General features: G+C 66.7%; 19 protein-coding genes. 9 read left to right on the plus strand and 10 right to left on the minus strand.

The window, feature by feature from the left end; genetic code table 11:
* Positions 1-465, plus strand: a 465-nt coding sequence (locus ABGI63_RS22750) for an ABC transporter substrate-binding protein (protein WP_349744829.1), incomplete at its 5' end; no start/stop codon positions are given.
* 63 nt (positions 466-528) lie between these two features.
* Here ABGI63_RS22750 and glk read toward each other — a convergent pair.
* From glk to ABGI63_RS22790, 8 genes are all read right to left on the minus strand, one after another.
* Positions 529-1,494 (minus strand): glucokinase, encoded by a 966-nt coding sequence (glk, locus tag ABGI63_RS22755; protein WP_349744831.1) that lies wholly within the window; start codon positions 1,492-1,494, stop codon positions 529-531.
* Positions 1,491-2,552 carry an ABC transporter ATP-binding protein gene (locus tag ABGI63_RS22760; RefSeq protein WP_349744832.1) on the minus strand — a complete coding sequence of 354 codons (1,062 nt, stop codon included), beginning with the start codon at positions 2,550-2,552 and terminating at the stop codon, positions 1,491-1,493. Before ABGI63_RS22760 ends, glk begins: the two co-directional genes overlap by 4 nt.
* A gap of 8 nt (positions 2,553-2,560) precedes the next feature.
* On the minus strand, positions 2,561-3,421 hold the full coding sequence (locus ABGI63_RS22765) for a carbohydrate ABC transporter permease (RefSeq protein ID WP_262968498.1): 861 nt from the start codon (positions 3,419-3,421) through the stop codon (positions 2,561-2,563).
* Positions 3,421-4,302: a carbohydrate ABC transporter permease gene (locus ABGI63_RS22770; protein ID WP_349744834.1), complete on the minus strand. Its 882-nt coding sequence runs from the start codon at positions 4,300-4,302 to the stop codon at positions 3,421-3,423. Before ABGI63_RS22770 ends, ABGI63_RS22765 begins: the two co-directional genes overlap by 1 nt.
* A 76-nt stretch (positions 4,303-4,378) precedes the next feature.
* Complete coding sequence (locus ABGI63_RS22775; RefSeq protein WP_349744835.1) at positions 4,379-5,629, minus strand: ABC transporter substrate-binding protein; 1,251 nt, start codon at positions 5,627-5,629, stop codon at positions 4,379-4,381.
* Positions 5,630-5,669: 40 nt separating this feature from the next.
* Complete coding sequence (locus ABGI63_RS22780) at positions 5,670-6,851, minus strand: maltoporin (RefSeq protein WP_349744836.1); 1,182 nt, start codon at positions 6,849-6,851, stop codon at positions 5,670-5,672.
* Positions 6,852-7,076: 225 nt separating this feature from the next.
* Positions 7,077-8,558: a sensor histidine kinase gene (locus tag ABGI63_RS22785; RefSeq protein ID WP_349744838.1), complete on the minus strand. Its 1,482-nt coding sequence runs from the start codon at positions 8,556-8,558 to the stop codon at positions 7,077-7,079.
* Position 8,559: 1 nt separating this feature from the next.
* Complete coding sequence (locus tag ABGI63_RS22790; RefSeq protein WP_269840952.1) at positions 8,560-9,249, minus strand: response regulator transcription factor; 690 nt, start codon at positions 9,247-9,249, stop codon at positions 8,560-8,562.
* A gap of 178 nt (positions 9,250-9,427) precedes the next feature.
* On the opposite strand from ABGI63_RS22790, the gene phaR reads away from it, so the two are divergent.
* Genes phaR through ABGI63_RS22805 form a run of 3 tightly spaced genes read left to right on the plus strand, consistent with a single transcriptional unit; the run spans position 9,428 to position 12,696 of the window.
* Entirely contained in the window at positions 9,428-10,024 is a 597-nt protein-coding gene (gene phaR, locus ABGI63_RS22795) for a polyhydroxyalkanoate synthesis repressor PhaR (RefSeq protein WP_349744839.1), read from the plus strand.
* Between the two features lie 49 nt (positions 10,025-10,073).
* On the plus strand, positions 10,074-11,486 hold the full coding sequence (gene rimO / locus ABGI63_RS22800; RefSeq protein WP_349744841.1) for a 30S ribosomal protein S12 methylthiotransferase RimO: 1,413 nt from the start codon (positions 10,074-10,076) through the stop codon (positions 11,484-11,486).
* Position 11,487: 1 nt separating this feature from the next.
* A complete protein-coding gene (locus tag ABGI63_RS22805; protein WP_349744843.1) occupies positions 11,488-12,696 on the plus strand; it encodes a PLP-dependent transferase in 1,209 nt (402 codons plus the stop codon).
* A 59-nt stretch (positions 12,697-12,755) separates the two neighbouring features.
* On the opposite strand, the gene smpB is transcribed toward ABGI63_RS22805, so the two are convergent.
* On the minus strand, positions 12,756-13,217 hold the full coding sequence (gene smpB, locus ABGI63_RS22810; RefSeq protein WP_137942190.1) for an SsrA-binding protein SmpB: 462 nt from the start codon (positions 13,215-13,217) through the stop codon (positions 12,756-12,758).
* A 47-nt stretch (positions 13,218-13,264) separates the two neighbouring features.
* On the opposite strand from smpB, the gene ABGI63_RS22815 reads away from it, so the two are divergent.
* Positions 13,265-13,726 carry a type II toxin-antitoxin system RatA family toxin gene (locus tag ABGI63_RS22815; RefSeq protein WP_137942191.1) on the plus strand — a complete coding sequence of 154 codons (462 nt, stop codon included), beginning with the start codon at positions 13,265-13,267 and terminating at the stop codon, positions 13,724-13,726.
* Positions 13,713-14,051 (plus strand): RnfH family protein, encoded by a 339-nt coding sequence (locus ABGI63_RS22820; RefSeq protein ID WP_349744844.1) that lies wholly within the window; start codon positions 13,713-13,715, stop codon positions 14,049-14,051. The genes ABGI63_RS22815 and ABGI63_RS22820 overlap by 14 nt, the downstream gene beginning before the upstream one ends.
* Positions 14,052-14,061: 10 nt before the next feature.
* Here the strand turns inward: ABGI63_RS22820 and ABGI63_RS22825 are convergent, their stop codons facing one another.
* Positions 14,062-14,589 (minus strand): DUF4124 domain-containing protein, encoded by a 528-nt coding sequence (locus ABGI63_RS22825; protein ID WP_349744845.1) that lies wholly within the window; start codon positions 14,587-14,589, stop codon positions 14,062-14,064.
* Between the two features lie 129 nt (positions 14,590-14,718).
* On the opposite strand from ABGI63_RS22825, the gene guaB reads away from it, so the two are divergent.
* The 3 genes from guaB (at position 14,719) to guaA (ending at position 19,133) form a co-directional block, all read left to right on the plus strand.
* Complete coding sequence (guaB, locus tag ABGI63_RS22830) at positions 14,719-16,188, plus strand: IMP dehydrogenase (protein ID WP_137942194.1); 1,470 nt, start codon at positions 14,719-14,721, stop codon at positions 16,186-16,188.
* A 71-nt stretch (positions 16,189-16,259) separates the two neighbouring features.
* Positions 16,260-17,513: an MFS transporter gene (locus ABGI63_RS22835; protein WP_349744846.1), complete on the plus strand. Its 1,254-nt coding sequence runs from the start codon at positions 16,260-16,262 to the stop codon at positions 17,511-17,513.
* Between the two features lie 15 nt (positions 17,514-17,528).
* Positions 17,529-19,133 (plus strand): glutamine-hydrolyzing GMP synthase, encoded by a 1,605-nt coding sequence (guaA, locus tag ABGI63_RS22840; RefSeq protein ID WP_349744847.1) that lies wholly within the window; start codon positions 17,529-17,531, stop codon positions 19,131-19,133.
* Positions 19,134-19,135 lie beyond the last annotated feature (2 nt).

Raw genomic sequence — 19,135 nt, forward strand, 5'->3', positions numbered from 1 at the left:
GGCGGCATGGACGCGGTGGCCGGCCCGATGCTGCGCCAGATGAAGCAGCTGGGCATCAGCGCCAAGTTCGTGGGCGGCGACGGCATCTGCACCGGCGAACTGCCCAAGCTCTCGGCCGGCACCATGGCCGACGAGCAGGTGGTCTGCGCCGAAGCCGGCGGCGTCGAGGGCGAATCCAAGAAGTCGCTGGACGACTTCAAGGTCAAGTTCAAGGCCAAGTACAAGGCCGACGTGCAGATCTACGCACCCTATGTCTACGACGCCGTCAATGTGATGGTCGACGCGATGGTCAAGGCCGGTTCGGCCGAGCCGGCGAAGTACCTGCCGGTGCTGGCCAAGACGGACGGCTACAAGGGCGTGACCGGCACGATCTCGTTTGACAACAAGGGCGATATCAAGAACGGTGCGCTGACCTTGTTCACCTACAAGTCGGGCTCGCGCCAGCAGCTCGCCGTCGTGCGCTGATCGACGTGCCCGGATCTGCCTTGAGCAGATCCGGGCCGGACCCGGCCCGCCAGGGTCGGGTCTTCAGCGCAGCGCCTGCGCAATGCCGCGCAGCGCCGGCGACTCCTGTGCCCGTATCAGGTAGACGGGGATGGCTTCCAGAAAGCTCCGGAAGCGCCCCTTGCCGACGAAGCGTTCGTAGAAGGGCGATCCGTCCAGCCGCTCGATCACGCGGGGCAGCACGCCGCCGCCCAGATAGATACCGCCGCGCGCACCCAGGGTCAGGGCCAGATTGCCGGCCATGGACCCGAGGAAGGCGAACAGCAGGTCCAGGGTCTGCACGGCGCGGGCATCGCTGCCCGCCAAGGCCGCCGCGCTGATGCCCGGGGCGTCCAGGCCGGCGGGCACCGGCACACCGTCCAGCGCGCACAAGGCCTCGTAGACCCAGACCATGCCCGGGCCCGAGACCGCGCGCTCGGCCGAGGCATGGCCGAATCGCCGCTGCAGCTGGGCCAGCACCGCAACTTCAAGCTCGGTGACGCCGCACAAGGTGGCGTGGCCGCCTTCGCCCTCCAGCGCGCGGTAGCCAGCGCCGCAGGGCAGCAGGCCGGAGACACCGAGACCGGTACCGGGGCCGATCAAGGCCATCGCCGCGCCGGGCTCGGCTTGGCCGCCGCAGAGCTGCTGCTTCTCGCCCGGCCGCAGCATCGGCAGCGCCATCGCCAGCGCGGCGAAATCGTTCAGCACCAGCAATCGCCGCAGGCCCAGCGTCTCGCGCAACGCGTCGATCGAGAAGGACCAGTGGTGGTTGGTCATCTGCACCCGGTCACCGGTGATCGGGTTGGCGATGCCGATCGCGCCCTGGGCCGCGCCAGCGTTGCCGCTGTCGCGCAGATAGGTCTCTATGGCCTGCTGCAGGCTGGGATGCTCGGCGCAGCGATAGGTTTGCACATCCCGCAGCGGCGCGCCGGCGGCCGGCTGCCAGGCGAAACGGGCATGGGTGCCGCCGACATCGGCCAGCAGCCGGGCGTCCATCAGGCCCACGCTCATGCCACCCGCCTTTCGCTGGCGGCGTCGAACAGATGTGCGGCCTCGGCCGCCCATTGCAGATGCACGGCCTCGCCGACCTGCATGCGCAGATGGCCGGCGACGCGCGAGGTGATCTTGCCCAGCGCGGTCTCGACCAGCACATAGGTCTCGGGACCGGTCGGCTCAATCATCAGCAGGCGGCCGGGCAGGCCTTGCGCGGCCAGCGTGATGTGCTCGGGCCGCAGACCGTACAGGCATTGCGCGGAGGCCGCGGCCAGCGCGGCGCCCTGCGTCGCGCTCAATGGCAAGGCCTGACCCTGCGCCGCCAGGCCGTTGGCGCTGCGCTCGGCGCTGACGAAGTTCATGGTCGGCGAGCCGATGAACTCGGCAACGAAGCGGGTCGCCGGCCGGCTGTAGATCTCCTCGGGCGTGCCGAACTGCTGGACCACGCCTTCCTTCATCACCGCGATGCGGTCGCCTAGGGTCATGGCCTCCACCTGGTCGTGGGTCACATAGACCGTGGTGGTGCGGGTGCGCTGGTGCAGCAGCTTGATCTCGGCGCGCATCTCGATGCGCAGCTTGGCATCGAGATTGGACAGCGGTTCGTCGAACAGGAAGAGCTTGGGGTCGCGCGCCAGCGCCCGGCCCATCGCGACGCGCTGGCGCTGGCCGCCGGACAGCTGGCCCGGCTTGCGGTCCAGCAGATGGCCGATCTGCAGCATCTTCGCGACGCGCTGCACGGTCTGCTCGCGCTGTGCGCGCGGCACCTTGCGCATCTCCAGGCCGAAGGCGATGTTCTGCGCCACATTCATATTCGGGTAGAGCGCATAGCTCTGGAACACCATCGCGATGTCGCGGTCCTTGCTGGGCAGGTAGGTGACATCGCGCTCGCCGATGCTGATGCGGCCCGAGCTCGGATGCTCGAGGCCGGCAATCATCGACAGCAGGGTCGACTTGCCGCAGCCCGAGGGCCCGACCAGTATCAGGAATTCGCCGGCTTCGATCGCGATGTCGATGCCCTTGAGGATCTCGACGCCGCCATAGCTCTTGCGGACCTGGGAAATATTCAGGGCGCCCATAGTTTTTCTCAACCTTTCACGGCGCCGGCCGTCAGCCCGCGCACGAAGTACTTGCCTGCCACGATGTAGATGAACAAGGTCGGCAGCGCGGCGATCATCGCGGCGGCCATGTCGACGTTGTATTCCTTCACCGAGCTCGAGGTGTTGGCCAGATTGTTCAGGCCCACGGTGATGGGTTTGCTGTCGGCCCCGGAGAACACGACGCCGTAGAGGAAGTCGTTCCAGATCGCGGTGAACTGCCAGATCAGCGTGACGACGATGATGGGCGTGGACAGCGGCACGACGATGCGCCAGAAGATCTGCCAGAAGGAGGCGCCATCCAGGGTCGCGGCCTTGATCAGCTCGTCGGGCAGGCCGATGTAGTAGTTGCGGAAGAACAGCGTGGTCGACGGGATGCCGGCCAGCACATGGACCAGGATCAGGCCCCAGACCGAGCTGGCGATGCCCAGCCAGCCCAGCACCTGGCTCATCGGCAGCAGCACCACCTGCATCGGCATGAAGACGCCGAACAAGAGCAGCGCGAACATCAGCTCGCTGCCGCGAAAGCGCCATTTGGTCAGCACATAGCCGTTCAGCGCGCCCAGCACGGTCGAGATCAGCACGGCCGGCACCACCATCAGCACCGAGTTCATGAAGAAGGGCCGCAGGCCGCCGCAGTCGGTGCCGGTGCAGGCGCTGCGCCAGGCCTTGCTCCAGGCCTCGAAGCTGGGGCTCATCGGCAGCGCCAGCAGGGTGCTGTTGCGCACCTCGTCCATGCTCTTCAGCGAGGTCGACACCATCACGTACAGCGGCGTCAGGAAGAAGGCGGCGAACAGCAGCAGGCTGCCGATCAGCACCAGGCGGTGCAGGGTCAGGGCGGGCGTGCGCATCAGGATTTCCTCCGCAGCTCGGAGTAGAGGTAGGGCACGACGATGGCCGCGATCGTGGCCAGCATGATGGTGGCGCTGGCCGCGCCCAGGCCGATCTGGCCGCGCGAAAAGGCCATCGTGTACATGAAGGTGGCGGGCAGGTCGGTGGCGTAGCCGGGGCCGCCGGCGGTCAGCGCCATCACCAGGTCGAAGCTCTTGATCGCTAGATGGCTGACCACCATCAGGGTCGAGAAGAACACCGGGCGCAGGCTGGGGATCAGGATGCGCCAATAGATGCGCGGCAGGCTCGCGCCGTCGACCTGCGCGGCCTTGATGATGGCGTCGTCGATGCCGCGCAGGCCGGCCAGGAACAAGGCCATCACGAAGCCGGCCGACTGCCAGATGCCGGCGATGACGACGCAGTAGATCGCCATATCGGGATCGACCAGCCAGCCGAAGCTGAAGCCTTCGAAGCCCCATTGCTGCAGCAGATGCTCCAGCCCGAGACCGGGGTTCAGGATCCACTTCCAGGCCGTGCCGGTGACGATGAAGGACAGCGCCATCGGGTAGAGGTAGATGGTGCGCAGCAGGCCTTCGGCGCGCACCTTCTGGTCCAGCAGTATGGCCAGCAGCAGGCCCAGGGCCATGCCGCCGCCGATGAAGAGGCCGCCGAACACGCCCAGATTGCGCAGCGCCAGCCACCAGCGCTCGTTCTCGAACAGCGCCTGATACTGCTCCAGGCCGACGAACTCGTAGTTGGGCAGCAGGCGCGAGGCCGAGACCGAGAAATAGCCGTTCCAGGCCATCAGGCCATAGATGAAGAAGAAGGAGAGGACGAAGGTGGGCGCGACCACCAGCTTGGGAAGCCAGGGGCTGCGCGCGACCGAGGGGAGGGCTGTCATGCGCGGAAGACCGGTGAACCTAGGGCGGGGAAGCTGGCGCGGACCGGGCCGCGCCAGCGGACTGCGGGCGCGTGGCCTACTTGGTTTTGGCGGCGGCGGCGATCTTGGCTTGCGCCTCCTTGGCCGTCATCTTGTCGCTGTTCCAGAACTGGCTGACCACGTCCTTGATCGCGCCCTCGGCGGCCGCGCCGACGGCCATGCCGTGCGCGATCGAGGGCACCAGACCGCCGGACTTCGCGGTCGAGACGAAGTCGGCCGAGGAGGTCTTGGCACAGTCGTCGAACTTGTCCATCTTCATGTTCAGCCGCACCGGGATCGAGCCCTTGTTCAGATTGAACAGCTCCTGAAACTCCGGCGACATGATGGCCACGGCCAGGTCCTTCTGGGCCTTGATATTGGCCTCGTTCTTCAGCTTGAAGAGCGCGAAGGAGTCGATGTTGAAGGTGAAGGCCTTGGCACTGCCCGGCGTCGTGGTGCAGATGAAGTCCTTGCCCGGCACCTTGCCGGCCGCGACGAACTCGCCCTTGGCCCAGTCGCCCATGATCTGCATGCCGGCCTCGCCCTTGATCACCATCGCGGTGGCCAGGTTCCAGTCGCGGCCCGGGGCGTTCTTGTCGGTGTAGGTCTTGATGCGCTTGAAGGTGCTCAGCACCTTCTCCATGGTCGGGCCGTTCAGCGTGGCCGGGTCCAGTTGCACCAGGGCCTTCTTGTAGAAGTCCACGCCGCCTTCGCCCAGCGCCACGGCTTCGAAGGTGGTGAAGTCCTGCCAGTTCTGCCCGCCATGGGCGACCGGCACGATGCCGGCCTTCTTCAGCGCTTCGGCGGCGACGAAGAACTCATCCCAGTTGCTCGGCAGCTTGGCCCCCGCCTTCTTCAGCGCCTCGGGGTTGGCCCACAGCCAGTTGACGCGGTGCACATTGACCGGCGCGGCGATGTAGTGGCCCTTGTACTTCATGATGTCGGCGACCGGGCCCGGCAGGATCTCGTCCCATTTGCCGGCCTTGGCGACTTCGTCCATAGGGGTCAGCACGCCCTCGCGGGCCCACTCCTGCAGCGACGGGCCCTTGATCTGTGCGGCGGCCGGCGCATTGCCCGAGACCACGCGCGACTTCAGCACCGTCATCGCCGAATCGCCGCCGCCGCCGGCGACCGCGAAGTCCTTCCAGCTGTGGCCCTGGGCCAGCAGCGTGGCCTTCAGCGCGGTGGCCGCCTTGGCCTCGCCGCCGCTGGTCCACCAATGCAGCACCTCGACCTCGCCGGCCTGGGCGGCGGCGGTGGCGAACAGCAGGGCAGCCATCGCTGCTTGGGTAGGGATGAATTTTTTCATGATGTCTCCTTCAAGGATTTTGCTGGCGTGACATTGGACTTCAGAACCACCACTCGACTTGGGCGCCGAGGCTGTTGCCCGAGGTCTTGTCGTCGAAAGCGGCCTGGCCGGTCACATTGCCGGCGGCCTTGTTCCACTTGGCCATCGTCGCGTAGAGGCGGAACTCGGGGCGGCTGAAGAAGTCCGAGCCAACCGACAGGGTCGGCGCGATCGTCAGCTTGGTCAGGCGCGCGGTCTGGCCACCGTCGGGCTTGTACTGCGAGACACCCAGTTCGCCGACCATCTTGAAGTGGCGTGACAGCGCATAGGAAGCCCGGCCGCCGACCGAGAAGGACTTGGTGCTGATGCCCAGCTTGTTCTTCTCGCGGGCCAGCAGGATCAGGGCCTGGCCGCCGAACGGGCCTTGCTGCCAGTTGATCGACTCGACGATGCGGTAGGACTTGGCTTTGGACCCAGCCGTCAGGTCGCCGAAGTTGGAGTTCAGTCCGGCCGAGCCCTGGGCGTACTGCAGCCACAGGGTGTTGTTCAGTCCGCTGCCCAGCAGCTTCTCCTGGTCATGGCGGATGGCCAGGCCGGCGCCCTCGGTGCCGCCGGCGAACTGGCCCTTGGTGACGGTGGCGAAGACATTGAGCTTGCCGCCCGGGTTGCTATCTATGCCCACCCATTCGACGTTGCCGCGATGGCCCGGCAGCACGGCGCTGGCCTCGGTCTTGTAGTAGGCGACGCCCAGCGCGCCGGGACCGACCTTGAAGCCCTTGGCACCGGCGCCGACGCCCACCATCTCGGTGAAGTAGGTGTCGACGATGTGCACATCGCCGCGCCGGCCACGCTCCTTGCCGATCCAGAAGGTGGCCTCCGGGGCGATGTCGAAGCCCTTGGCCTCGGCAAACATCTGCGCGATCTTCAGGCCGTCGCCATTGGTGTCGGTGGCGGCCGTGTAGTGGTCGGTCATCAGCGTGACCTTGTAGTCGATGCCGTCCTTCTTGAAGCCTTGGCTGAGCTGGAACTCGCCGTAGAAGTCGCATTCATTGCCGAGCCGGTACTTCATGCCCGAGCTGCCGCCGTTGAGGCCGTAGCAGGCACGCGAGGTGGCGTTGCTGGTCAGCCCGGGGCCGGCGCGGAAGTAGCCGGTCCAGTCGACGGCGAGGCTGTAGCCGCTGGCGCCCAGCAGGGCCAGGGCCAGAGGGAGGCGCTTGAGCGCCCGGGTGTAGTGCTGCGTCATGGTTGCTTGTCTCTGTGTTGTTTGCCCGACGCCGCTCCGGGTGCGTGGCGTTAAGCAAATGTTCATGTTCTTTGCATGCGGAGCGGATATTAATTTCTTGTTAATGTTTCAGTATCCGTGCTTACCATTAGTGCGCAAGACGGCCCATCGGGCGCCGTCTTGGTGCTCGCTGCGCCCTTTGCGGGCGGGGTGCTGGGGGGGCGAGAGGGAGGGGGAGCGACGCGCTCAGCGGCGCGGCGCGAGCGGCAGCGTGGCGACGACGCGCAGGCCCTGTGGCTGCAGATTGCCCAGGCTCAGCCGGCCGCCATGGCGCTCGACAATTTCCTTGACGATGGCCAGACCCAGGCCGCAGCCATTGCCCTGCTGGGTGCCGCGGAAGAAGCGCTCGAAGACGCGCGGCTGCAAGTCCGCCGCGATGCCGGGGCCGTTGTCCGAGACGGTCAGCTCGACCTCGCCGGTCGCCGCCGGGCGGGCCAGCACCGTGACCGCCGCGCCGGTGCCGGCGTAGAGCAGGGCGTTGTCGATCAGATTGACCAGGGCCTCGCGCAGCAGCAGCGCGATGCCCATGACCTCCAGCGCCGGCTGCCGCTCATCGGCCTCGTCACTGCCGGCATCGCCATAGCCCAGGTCGATGCCGCGCTGCAGGGCCCGCGGCACCAGTTCGGCCGTCACCTCGCGCGCCAGCCGGCCCAGGTCCAGGCGCTGCAGCGGCTGGCTGGTGAGCGACTCCGGTTCGGTGCGCGCCAGCGCCAGCAACTGATTGACCAAATGGGCGCTGCGGCCGGCACTCTCCTGCACGCGCAGCAGCCGTGCCATCAGCTGGGCCTGGCGGGACGAATCGCTGGCCTCGGTCAGCGCCAGCTCGGTCTGGCTCTTCAGCCCCGCCAGCGGCGTGCGCAACTGATGGGCGGCGTCGCTGATGAAGCGCCGCTGCGCCTGCACATTGTGCTGGACGGCCTCCAGCAACTCGTTGATCGCGCGCGCCAGCGAGCGCAGCTCCTGTGGCGCCGCATCGAGCTCGATCGGCCGGAGGTCATTGGGGGCCCGGCCCTCGACCAGGTTGCGCAGCCGCGTCAGCGGTGCCAGTCCGGCGCTGACGCCGGCCCAGACGATCATGCTCATCAGCACGATCAGGGCCGATAGCGGCAGCACCGTGTCGATCAACAGCCGCCGCGCCAGCTCCTCGCGGTTGGCGCTGGAGCGGGCCACCTGCACCAGCATGGTCTGCTGGTCGTCGGGGTCCTCGCCGAAATGCAGGTAGAGCGCGGCCATGCGGATGCGCGAGCGTCGGCTGGCATCCTCGGCGTCGGCGATCTCGCCGTCGTAGAAATAGGCCCGGCCCAGCTGCGGCTTGGCGCTGTCCAGGCGCGGGCCGGGCAGCTTGCGGTTGCCCAGGATGAATTGGCCCGGCGGTGAGCTGACGGTGTAGAGCAGCTTGTCACTGGGATCGGCCTCCAGCACATCCTGGGCGGCGCGCGGAAAGTCGATCAGCAGGCCGTTGCCCATGGGCTTGACCTGGCGCGCCAGCGAGCGCGTGGCCTGCAGCAGGCTGGCGTCGACCGCCTCGTTGGCGTAGCGGGCCGCCAGCTTGTAGGTGAACAGTGCGCCCGCCAGCCACAGCACCAGCTGGGGCAGCAGCAGCCAGAGCAGCAGCTGGCGCTTCAGTGAGCGCGAGCCCAGACGGTCGGCCAGCCACAGCCTGGGCATCTCAGGGGCGCTCGGCTTCCAGCAGATAGCCCAGGCCACGCACGGTGCGTATCGCGACCTCGGCACCCTCGAGCTTGCGGCGCAGGCGGTGGATATAGACCTCGACCGCATTGGTGGCGGCCAGGGGCTCAGCGCCACGCTCGGCGCCGCGCTCGCCGGCCCAGGCCTGGTTGATCTCTTCCTTGGTGATCACCCGGCCGTGGTGCGTCAGCAGCAGGTCCAGCAGCGCCCACTCGCGCGGACTGAGCTCCAGCATCTCGCCCCGGACCAGCGCGCAGCGGGTGTCGCGCTGCACGCTCAGCTGACCCAGATCGCTGCTGGCCTTGTGGCTGCGGCTGCGGCGCAGCAGCGCGCGCAGCCGGGCTTCCAGCTCGGGAAAATCGAAGGGCTTGGTCAGATAGTCATCGGCCCCGGCATTCAGGCCGGCGACGCGGTCATCCAGGCTGTCCAGTGCGGTCAGTATCAGCACCGGCAGCGAGGGGTTGGACAGGCGCAGCTGTTTCAGCACGGTCAGGCCGTCGACCATCGGCAGGCCCAGGTCCAGCACGACGATGTCGAAGACCTGCTTGGCCAGCAGGTACTGCGCCACCGCCCCATTGGGCGCGTGTTCGACCGCGAAGCCGCAGGCTCGCATTTGGTCGCACAAGGCATCGGCCAGGATGGCATCGTCTTCGGCCAGTAGCAGGTTCATGAACGTGAGCTTAACAGTCCGGAAAAGCGTCTTGAATGGGGACTTTTCGGGAGCGCCTGCCCGCCGACACGCGAGTGCGCACAGTCATGCTGCAGCGCAGGGGAAAACCCCTCCGGACCCAGGGGGTGTGCCTCCTAGAATCGGGCTCAATCAAACAGGTTTGCAGCAAGGAGTTTTCATGGTCACTGCCCGCAGCGGCAAGACAGGCGGCAAGGCGAGCGACAAGGCAGGCGCGGCCGAGACGGAGGCCGAACAGGTGAATGTGCGAGTGCTCAAGAAGTACCCGAACCGGCGCCTGTACGACACCCAGACCAGCAGCTACATCACGCTGGCCGATGTCAAGAAGATGGTGCTGGGCGGCGAGAGTTTCGAGGTGCGCGACGCCAAGACCGGCGAGGATCTGACCCGTTCCATCCTGTTGCAGATCATTCTGGAAGAGGAAACCGGCGGCGTGCCGATGTTCAGCACCTCCTCGCTGGAGCAGATCATCCGCTTCTATGGCCATGCGATGCAGGGCGTGATGGGGGCTTATCTGGAAAAGAATATGCAGACCTTCACCGATCTGCAGGGCCAGTTCGCCGAGCAGAGCAAGGGCCTGGCCTTCAGTCCCGAGCTCTGGACCCAGTTCATGAGCGCGCAATCGCCGGTGATGCAGAACTTCATGGGCAGCTATATGGAGCAGTCCAAGAACCTGCTCGAGAAAATGCAGGAGCAGATGAGCCAGGCCGGCGCGCTATTCCCCGGCATGCCCGGTTTCCCGCCCAAAAAGCCCTGAGAAACCGCCGCGCTGGCCGCAGCCGGGCGGCATCTGGGACAATCCGGGCATGAGCGATTCCACCGTCCTGAGCCCGTCCCCAGCCATCACGCCCGGCGCGGCCCCCAAAATCGGTTTTGTATCCCTGGGTTGCCCCAAGGCCCTGACCGACTCCGAACTGATACTGACCCAGCTGCGCGCCGAAGGCTACGAAACCTCGAAGACCTTTGCCGGCGCCGATCTGGTGATTGTCAACACCTGCGGCTTCATCGATGACGCCGTCAAGGAAAGCCTGGACACCATCGGCGAGGCCCTGGCCGAGAACGGCAAGGTCATCGTGACCGGTTGCCTGGGTGCCAAGGGCGGCACGGCCAGCAGCGACGCCGGCAGCCTGGTGCGCGAGATCCACCCCAGCGTGCTGGCCGTGACCGGCCCGCATGCGACCCAGGAGGTGATGGACGCGGTGCACACCCATGTGCCCAAGCCGCACGATCCCTTTGTGGACCTGGTGCCCGCCCAGGGCATCAAGCTGACGCCCAAGCACTACGCCTATCTGAAGATCAGCGAGGGCTGCAACCACCGCTGCAGCTTCTGCATCATCCCCAGCATGCGCGGCGATCTGGTATCGCGGCCGATCGGCGATGTGCTCAACGAGGCGCGCGCGCTGTTCGAGGCCGGCGTCAAGGAGCTGCTGGTGATCAGCCAGGACACCAGCGCCTACGGCGTCGACGTCAAATACCGCATGGGCTTCTGGGACGGCAAGCCGGTCAAGACCCGCATGTATGACCTGGTGGCCCAGCTGGGCGAGCTGGCCAAGGCGCACGGCGCCTGGGTGCGCCTGCACTATGTCTACCCCTATCCCCATGTGGACGAGATCCTGCCGCTGATGGCCCAGGGGCTGATCCTGCCCTATCTGGACGTGCCGCTGCAGCATGCGCATCCGGACGTGCTCAAGCGCATGAAGCGCCCGGCCAGCGGCGAGAAGAATATGGAGCGCATTCTGCGCTGGCGCGAGACCTGCCCGGACATCGTGATCCGCTCGACCTTCATCGCCGGCTTCCCTGGCGAGACCGAGGAGCAGTTCCAGTATCTGCTGGACTTCATGGCCGAGGCCCGCATCGATCGTGCCGGCTGCTTTGCCTATTCGCCCGTCGAAGGCGCGAGCGCCAATGTGCTGGACGGCGCGCTGCCGCAAGCCCTGCGTGAGGAGCGCCGCGCCCGCTTCATGGAAGTGGCCGAGCGCGTCTCGGCCGAGAAGCTGCGCTCGCGCATCGGCGCGACGATGCAGGTGCTGGTCGATTCGGCGCCGGCGCTGGGCCGCAAGGGCGGGGTGGGGCGCTCCTACGCCGATGCGCCCGAGATCGACGGCACGGTGCGTCTGCTGCCGCCCGAGAAGGCCAGCAAGACCCTGAAGGTGGGCGAGTTCACGAAGGCACGCATCGTCGCGGCCGAGGGGCATGACCTGATCGCGATGCCCATCTGATATGGGCAAGAGCAAACGTGCCCTCTCGACCGAGCAGATCCACCACCCCTACCGCGCGCCCGAGGGCTGGGCGGCCATTCCGGTCGGCGTCTACAAGGCCTCGACGGTGCTGTTCAAGAACACCGCCGATCTGCACACCCCGCGCCCGCGCGACGGCCTGAGCTACCGCTACGGCCTGCATGGCACGCCGACCTCGTACACGCTGGCCGCGCGCATCGCCAGCCTGGAGGGGGCGGAACACTGCCTGCTGGCACCCAGCGGCCTGGCGGCGGTGACCCTGGTCTCGCTGGGCCTGCTGCGGCCCGGCGACGAGGTGCTGGTGCCCGACAATGTCTACGGCCAGAACCGCTATCTCAGCGAGTCCTTTCTGCCGCAGTTCGGCATCGCACACCGCTTCTACGACCCGCTCGATGCGGCCGGCTTTGCCGAGCTGCTGGGGCCGCAGACCAAACTGGTCTGGCTGGAGGCGGCCGGCTCTATCACCCTGGAGTTTCCCGACCTGGTCGGCCTGCTGCAGGCCTGCAAGTCGCACGGCGTGATCAGCGCGCTGGACAACACCTGGGGCTCGGGCGTGGCCTTCAATCCCTTCGAGATCGCCCCGGATGCCCATCCCGGCCTCGGTGTGGATATCTCGATGCAGGCGCTGACCAAGTACGCCTCGGGCGGTGCCGACATCCTGATGGGCTCGGTCTGCACGCGTGACCGCGCGCTGCACGAGCGGCTCAACTACACCCACGAACACCTGGGCTATGGCCTGGGGCAGAACGATGTGGAGTTGGTGCTGCGCGGCTTGCCGACGCTGGAACTGCGCTACCGCGCCCAGGATGCGACGACGCGGGCGCTGGCCCGGTGGATGGCGGCCCGGCCCGAGGTGGCCCGGGTGCTGCATCCGGCCCTGCCCGGTTCGCCCGGCCACGAGTTCTGGACCCAGACCAGCAGTGCCGGTGCGGCCTGCCTGTTCTCGGCGGTGTTCAAGCCCGAGTACAGCGCGGCCCAGGTCGATGCCTTTGTCGATGCCTTGCAGCTGTTCGGCATCGGCTACTCCTGGGCCGGGCCGATGAGCCTGGCCGTGCCCTACGACATGAGCCGCAGCCGTGCACTGGATCTGCCCTACGAGGGCGGCGTCATCGTGCGTTTTGCGCTGGGGCTGGAGGCCGAGGCCGACCTCCGTGCGGACATCGAGCAGGCGCTCTCAGTCCTTCGGGCGTAAGGAAGCCTGCCTCATCAGTTGCCCCTTTTAGCGAAAGTGGCAACGAGCCGCTTCGCGTCTCAGTCCTTCGGCCTCAATGAGGCTTGCCTCATCAGTTGCCCCTTTTCGCGCTCCCAGTCGCGCTTCTTCTCGGTGTCGCGCTTGTCGTGCTCGGCCTTGCCCTTGACCAGCGCGATGTCGGCCTTCACATGGCTGCCCTTGTAGTGCAGGTTCAGCGGCACCAGGGTGAAGCCGCGCTGCTCGACCTTGCCGATCAGGCGCTTGATTTCGTCCTTCTTCATCAAGAGCTTGCGGGTGCGGTCGGCCAGCGGGTTGACGTGGGTGGACGCGGTGCGCAAGGGATTGATGCGGCAGCCGATCAGGAACAGTTCGCCGTTCTTGATCAGCACATAGCCGTCGGTCAGCTGGACCTGGCCGGCACGTATGGCCTTGACCTCCCAGCCCTCCAGCACGAGGCCGGCCTCGAACTGTTCGGCGATGTGGTAGTCGTAGCGGGCACGGCGGTTCTCGGCAATGGACATGGGACTCAATCTGGAGGCGTGGCTCGCCAATACAATCCGGCCATTGTATGAAGCATGTCAAAAAGTCAGTCTTGCTCTGGTACTCGCCGCACGAGATGTACGAGTTGGTGACCGGTATTGCCCAGTACCCGGAGTTCCTGCCCTGGTGCGAGAAGGCCGAGCTGCTGGCGCAGGACGCCGACAGCGTCACCGCGCGGCTGTCGCTGGCCTATGCCGGCGTGCACCACGCCTTCACGACCCGCAACCGCCATGAGGCCGACCGCAAAGTCGAGATGGAGCTGGTCGACGGGCCGTTCTCGCTGCTGGACGGCGTCTGGCAGTTCCTGCCGCTGGCCAAACCGGGCTCGCAGCAAGGCGATGCCCAGGCCTGCAAGATCGAGTTCGAGCTGCGCTATGCCTTCTCCAGCCGGGCGCTGGAGGCCGTGGTCAGCCCCGTGTTCGACCGGGTGGCCAATACCTTTGTCGACCGCTTTGTGCAGCGCGCCGAGGCGGTCTATGGCCCCCGCTGAGCCGCTGCGGATCGAGCTGGTCTGGAGCCCGGCGGCCGGCGATGTGCGGCACCGCTGGCTGCAGCTGCCGGCGGGCACGAGCTTGGAGCAGGCCTTGCGCGGCTGCGCCGATTTCGCCGACCAGCTGCCTGGGCTGGCGAGCTTGCGCATCGGCATCTGGGGGCGAATCAAACCGCTGGACACGCTGCTGCGCGAGCGCGACCGCATCGAGGTTTATCGCCCGCTGACCGTCGATCCCAAGGAGGCACGGCGCCTGCGCTACCGTGCGGCCGGCCAGCGCATCGTCTCCCGGCACCGACCGCTGGCCGGCAAGACCAGTCGCTAAGGGGAGCGGCTCAGCGGCAGTCGCTGCTGACGATGGCGCGGGTGCGGGCCACTTCCTCGGCACGCTGTTTCTCGTCCAGATACACGGTCTCGCCCGCATCATTGCGGCGCGAGATGCGGATGCCTTCTTCCAGCGCGCGCAGATTGTTGCTGGCGCGCTTGCAGTTCTCGGCGCGCTGCTCGGCGACCTTGCGTTCTTCTTCCTTCTGGCGCTTGAGCTGCTGCTCCTGTTCGGCCTTCTGCTTGGCCTGCTGCTCCAGCTCGGCCTTGCTGGGCGGCGCCGAGGCGGGGCTGGCGGCCGGGCGCGGCGCGCTGGCGGGCACATCGGTCGAGCGCACGATCACCTGCTGGCGCTGGCCTGGCGGGCGTTGCAGCACATCTTTTTCGGGAATGCCGGCCGGCGGCGGCAGATCGCTGTACAGCACCTTGCCGGTGGCGTCGCGCCATTTCCACTGCGCCATCGCGCTGCCTGCGATGCCCAGCAGCAGCAGGGCCAGCAGGCTGCGGCAGGCGAGGGACTTGCGGGAGGAGGGGATCATCAACACGGCCTTTGTTGCAACTGCCGCAAAGTGTAGTCCTCAGGGCGGTGACAAGATGTAGCCGAGGCGGCCGGCGTGAGCTTTGTCGCGACTTCCGTATAATGCCGCTTTGCGTCTGGAGCTTCTCTCATGCGCCTGCTTGGTAAAGCGCTCACCTTCGACGATGTGTTGTTGGTGCCTGCCTTCTCCCACGTGTTGCCCCGCGACACCAGTCTTGCCACCCGGCTTTCCCGCAATATCCAGCTGAACCTGCCCTTGGTGTCTGCCGCCATGGACACGGTCACGGAAGCCCGCTTGGCCATCGCCATCGCCCAGGAGGGCGGCATTGGCATCGTGCACAAGAACCTGACGGCCCAGCAGCAGGCCATCGAGGTCGCACGGGTCAAGCGTTACGAGTCCGGCGTGGTGCGCGAGCCCTTCACGATCACGCCCAGCGCCACCGTGCGCGAGGTGGTCGAGCTGCAGCGCCAGCACGGCGTCTCCGGCTTCCCGGTGCTGGACGGCAAGAAGGTGGTCGGCATCGTCACCGGCCGCGATGTGCGCTTCGAGACCCGCATGGATCTGCCGGTGCGCGAGATGATGACGCCGGCCGAAAAGCTGATCACCGTCAAGGAAGGCGCCTCGCTGGAAGAAGCCAAGGCGCTGATGCACAAGCACAAGCTGGAGCGCGTGGTCGTCGTCAACGACGCCTTCGAGTTGCGCGGCCTGATGACCGTCAAGGACATCACCAAGCAGACCAGCTTCCCGAATGCCGCCCGCGATGCGCAGGGCAAGCTGCGCGTCGGCGCGGCGGTCGGCTTCGGCGACGATACCGAAGAGCGCGTCAAGCTGCTGGTCAAGGCCGGCGTCGATGCGCTGATCGTCGACACCGCGCACGGCCACAGCGCCGGCGTGCTGGAGCGGGTGCGCTGGGTCAAGCAGAACTTCCCCGAGGTCGATGTGATCGGCGGCAATATCGCCACCGGCGCGGCGGCCCTGGCCCTGGTCGAGGCCGGCGCCGACGGCGTCAAGGTCGGCATCGGCCCCGGCTCGATCTGCACCACCCGCATCGTCGCCGGTGTCGGTGTGCCGCAGATCACCGCGATCGACAATGTCGCGACCGCCTTGCGCGGCACCGGCGTGCCGGTGATCGCCGACGGCGGCGTGCGCTTCTCGGGCGATCTGGCCAAGGCGATCGCCGCCGGCGCCGATTGCGTGATGATGGGCGGCGCCTTTGCCGGCACCGAGGAAGCCCCGGGCGATCTGATCCTCTACCAGGGCCGCAGCTACAAGAGCTACCGCGGCATGGGCTCGATGGGCGCGATGGCCAAGGGTTCGGCCGACCGCTACTTCCAGGACACCTCGGCCAACAATCCCAACACCTCCAAACTGGTGCCCGAGGGCATCGAGGGCCAGGTGCCTTACAAGGGCTCGGTGGTGCAGGTGATCTTCCAGATGGCCGGCGGCCTGAAGGCCTCGATGCATTACTGCGGTTGCGCGACCATCGCCGATATGCAGAACCGGGCCGAGTTCGTCGAGATCACCTCGGCGGGCATGCGCGAGAGCCATGTGCACGATGTGCAGATCACCAAGGAAGCACCGAACTACCGTTCGGAATAAGCGGCTGGTGATGACAAGGATGGGGGCCTGCCAGCCCCCATTTCTTCTTTCTAGGGCAAAGGAGAGCAGGTGTGAGCGATAGTGCAGTCCAGCAGCGGCCAGCGGCCGGCATGGGCTTCATCATGGTGGCGGTGTTGATCGACATGATCTCGATCGGCCTGATCATCCCGGTGCTGCCGCCGCTGGTGGGCCTGTTTGCCAGCACGCCGTCCGAGCACACGCTGGCCTATCTGGCCGTGACCTTTGCCTTCGGCATCGCCAACTTCTTCGGTTCGCCCATCCTCGGTGCGCTGTCCGATCGCTACGGCCGCCGGCCGGTGATGCTGATCGGCTTCTCCGGCCTGGCGCTGAGCTTCTTCGTCACTGCGATGGCCACGGCCTTGTGGATGCTGGTCGTCGTGCGTCTGTTCAGCGGCGCGATGCAGGCCAATGCGGCGGTGGCCAATGCCTATGTGGCCGATATCAGCGCGCCCGAGGAGCGTGCCAAGCGCTTCGGCATGCTGGGCGCGGCCTTCGGCATGGGCTTCATCCTCGGTCCGGTGATGGGCGGGCTGCTGGGCGATATCGATCTGCATCTGCCTTTCTATGTGGCCGGCGGCCTGGCGCTGCTGAACTGGGTCTATGGCTATTTCGTGCTGCCCGAATCGCTGGCGCCCGAGCATCGCCGCGCTTTCGAGTGGAAGAGCGCCAACCCGGTCAGCGCGTTGAAGAAGCTCTCCGCACTCAAAGGTGTGGGCTCGTTGGTCTTCGTGATCGCGCTCAGCGGCCTGGCCCAGCTGGTGTTGCACACCAGCTGGGTGCTCTACACCAGCTTCAAGTTCGGCTGGGGCCCGAAGGACAACGGCCTGTCGCTGTTCGCGGTGGGTGTGATGGCGGTGCTGGTGCAGGGCTTCTTGCTGCCGCATCTGCTGAAGGCCTTTGGCGCCAAGCGCCTGGTCGTGCTGGGCCTGGCGTCCAGCGTGATCACCAACTTCGTCTGGGGTGCGGCGACCGCCGGCTGGATGATGTACGCGGTGATCGCATTCAATGTGCTGGGCTTCGCCGCCACCGCCAGCCTGCAAAGCCTGATCTCCAACGCCGCCGACGCCAAGACCCAGGGCCAGACCATGGGCGCGGTGGCCTCGCTGAACAGCGTGATGGCCGTGCTGGCTCCGGTGCTGGGTTCCGGCCTGATCTATTTCGTCGCCGAACTGCCCCAGGGCGACTGGCGCATCGGCGCGCCTTTCTACTTCTGCGCCTTGCTGCAGGCGCTGTCCCTCTTCTTTGCCTGGCGCCATTTCGCCCGCAGCGGCGGCACGGCGGCGCCCTTGGCACAAGCTTCTTGATGATTGGATTCCACCATGCATGACAAAGTCCTGATCCTCGACTTCGGCTCCCAGGTCACCCAGCTGATTGCGCGCCGGGTGCGCGAGGCGGCCGTGTATTGCGAGATCCATCCCAACGACGTCTCGGACGAGTTCATCCGCGGCTTTGCGCCCAAGGCCATCATCCTGTCGGGCAGCCATGCCTCGACCTATGAGGACCATGAGCTGCGGGCGCCGCAGGCGGTCTGGGATCTGGGCGTGCCGGTGCTGGGCATCTGCTACGGCATGCAGACCATGGCCGTGCAGCTGGGCGGCAAGGTGGAGTGGAGCGACCACCGCGAGTTCGGCTATGCCGAGGTGCGCGCCCACGGCCACACGGCGCTGCTGAAGGACATCGCCGACTTCACGACCGCCGAGGGCCACGGCATGCTCAAGGTCTGGATGAGCCATGGCGACAAGGTCACGGCCCTGCCCGAGGGCTTCAAGCTGCTGGCCTCGACACCCAGCTGCCCGATCGCCGGCATGGCCAATGAGGAGAAAGGCTATTACGCGCTGCAGTTCCATCCCGAGGTCACGCACACGTTGCAGGGCCAGGCGATGCTGACCCGCTTTGTGCGCGAGATCGCCGGCTGCAAGGGCGACTGGATCATGGGCGACTACATCGCCGAGGCCGTGGCCAAGATCCGCGAGCAGGTCGGTGACGAGGAAGTCATCCTGGGCCTGTCCGGCGGTGTCGATTCCTCGGTCGCGGCCGCGCTGATCCATCGTGCCATCGGCGACCAGCTGACCTGCGTCTTCGTCGATCACGGTCTGCTGCGCCTGAACGAGGGCGATATGGTGATGGACATGTTCGCCGGCAAGCTGCATGCGAAGGTGATCCGTGTCGATGCCAGCGACATGTTCCTCGGCCAACTGGCCGGCGTGACCGACCCGGAGAAGAAACGCAAGATCATCGGCGGCCTGTTCGTCGACGTCTTCAAGGCCGAGGCGGCCAAGCTGAAGGCCGGCGATGCCGGCCACAAGGGCGCCACCTTCCTGGCCCAGGGCACGATCTATCCCGATGTGGTCGAGAGCGGCGGCACCAAGACCAAGAAGGCCACGACGATCAAGAGCCACCACAATGTCGGCGGCCTGCCCGAGCAGCTGGGCCTGAAGCTGCTGGAGCCGCTGCGCGAACTGTTCAAGGACGAGGTGCGCGAGCTGGGCGTGGCCCTGGGCCTGCCGCCCGAGATGGTCTACCGCCATCCCTTCCCCGGCCCCGGCCTGGGCGTGCGCATCCTCGGCGAGGTGAAGAAGGACTACGCCGACCTGCTGCGCCGCGCCGATGCGATCTTCATCGAGGAACTGCGCAACACCAAGGACGAAGCCACCGGCAAGACCTGGTACGAACTGACCAGCCAGGCCTTCACCGTCTTCCTGCCGGTCAAGAGCGTGGGCGTGATGGGCGATGGTCGCACCTATGACTATGTGGTCGCGCTGCGTGCGGTGCAGACCAGCGACTTCATGACCGCCGACTGGGCCGAGCTGCCCTACAGCCTTCTGAAGCGCACCTCGGGCCGCATCATCAACGAGGTGCGCGGCATCAACCGCGTGACCTATGACGTGAGCAGCAAGCCGCCCGCGACCATCGAATGGGAGTGAGC

It is taken from the genome of Roseateles cavernae (genome assembly GCF_040187885.1).
GTDB lineage: Bacteria > Pseudomonadota > Gammaproteobacteria > Burkholderiales > Burkholderiaceae_C > Roseateles_E > Roseateles_E cavernae.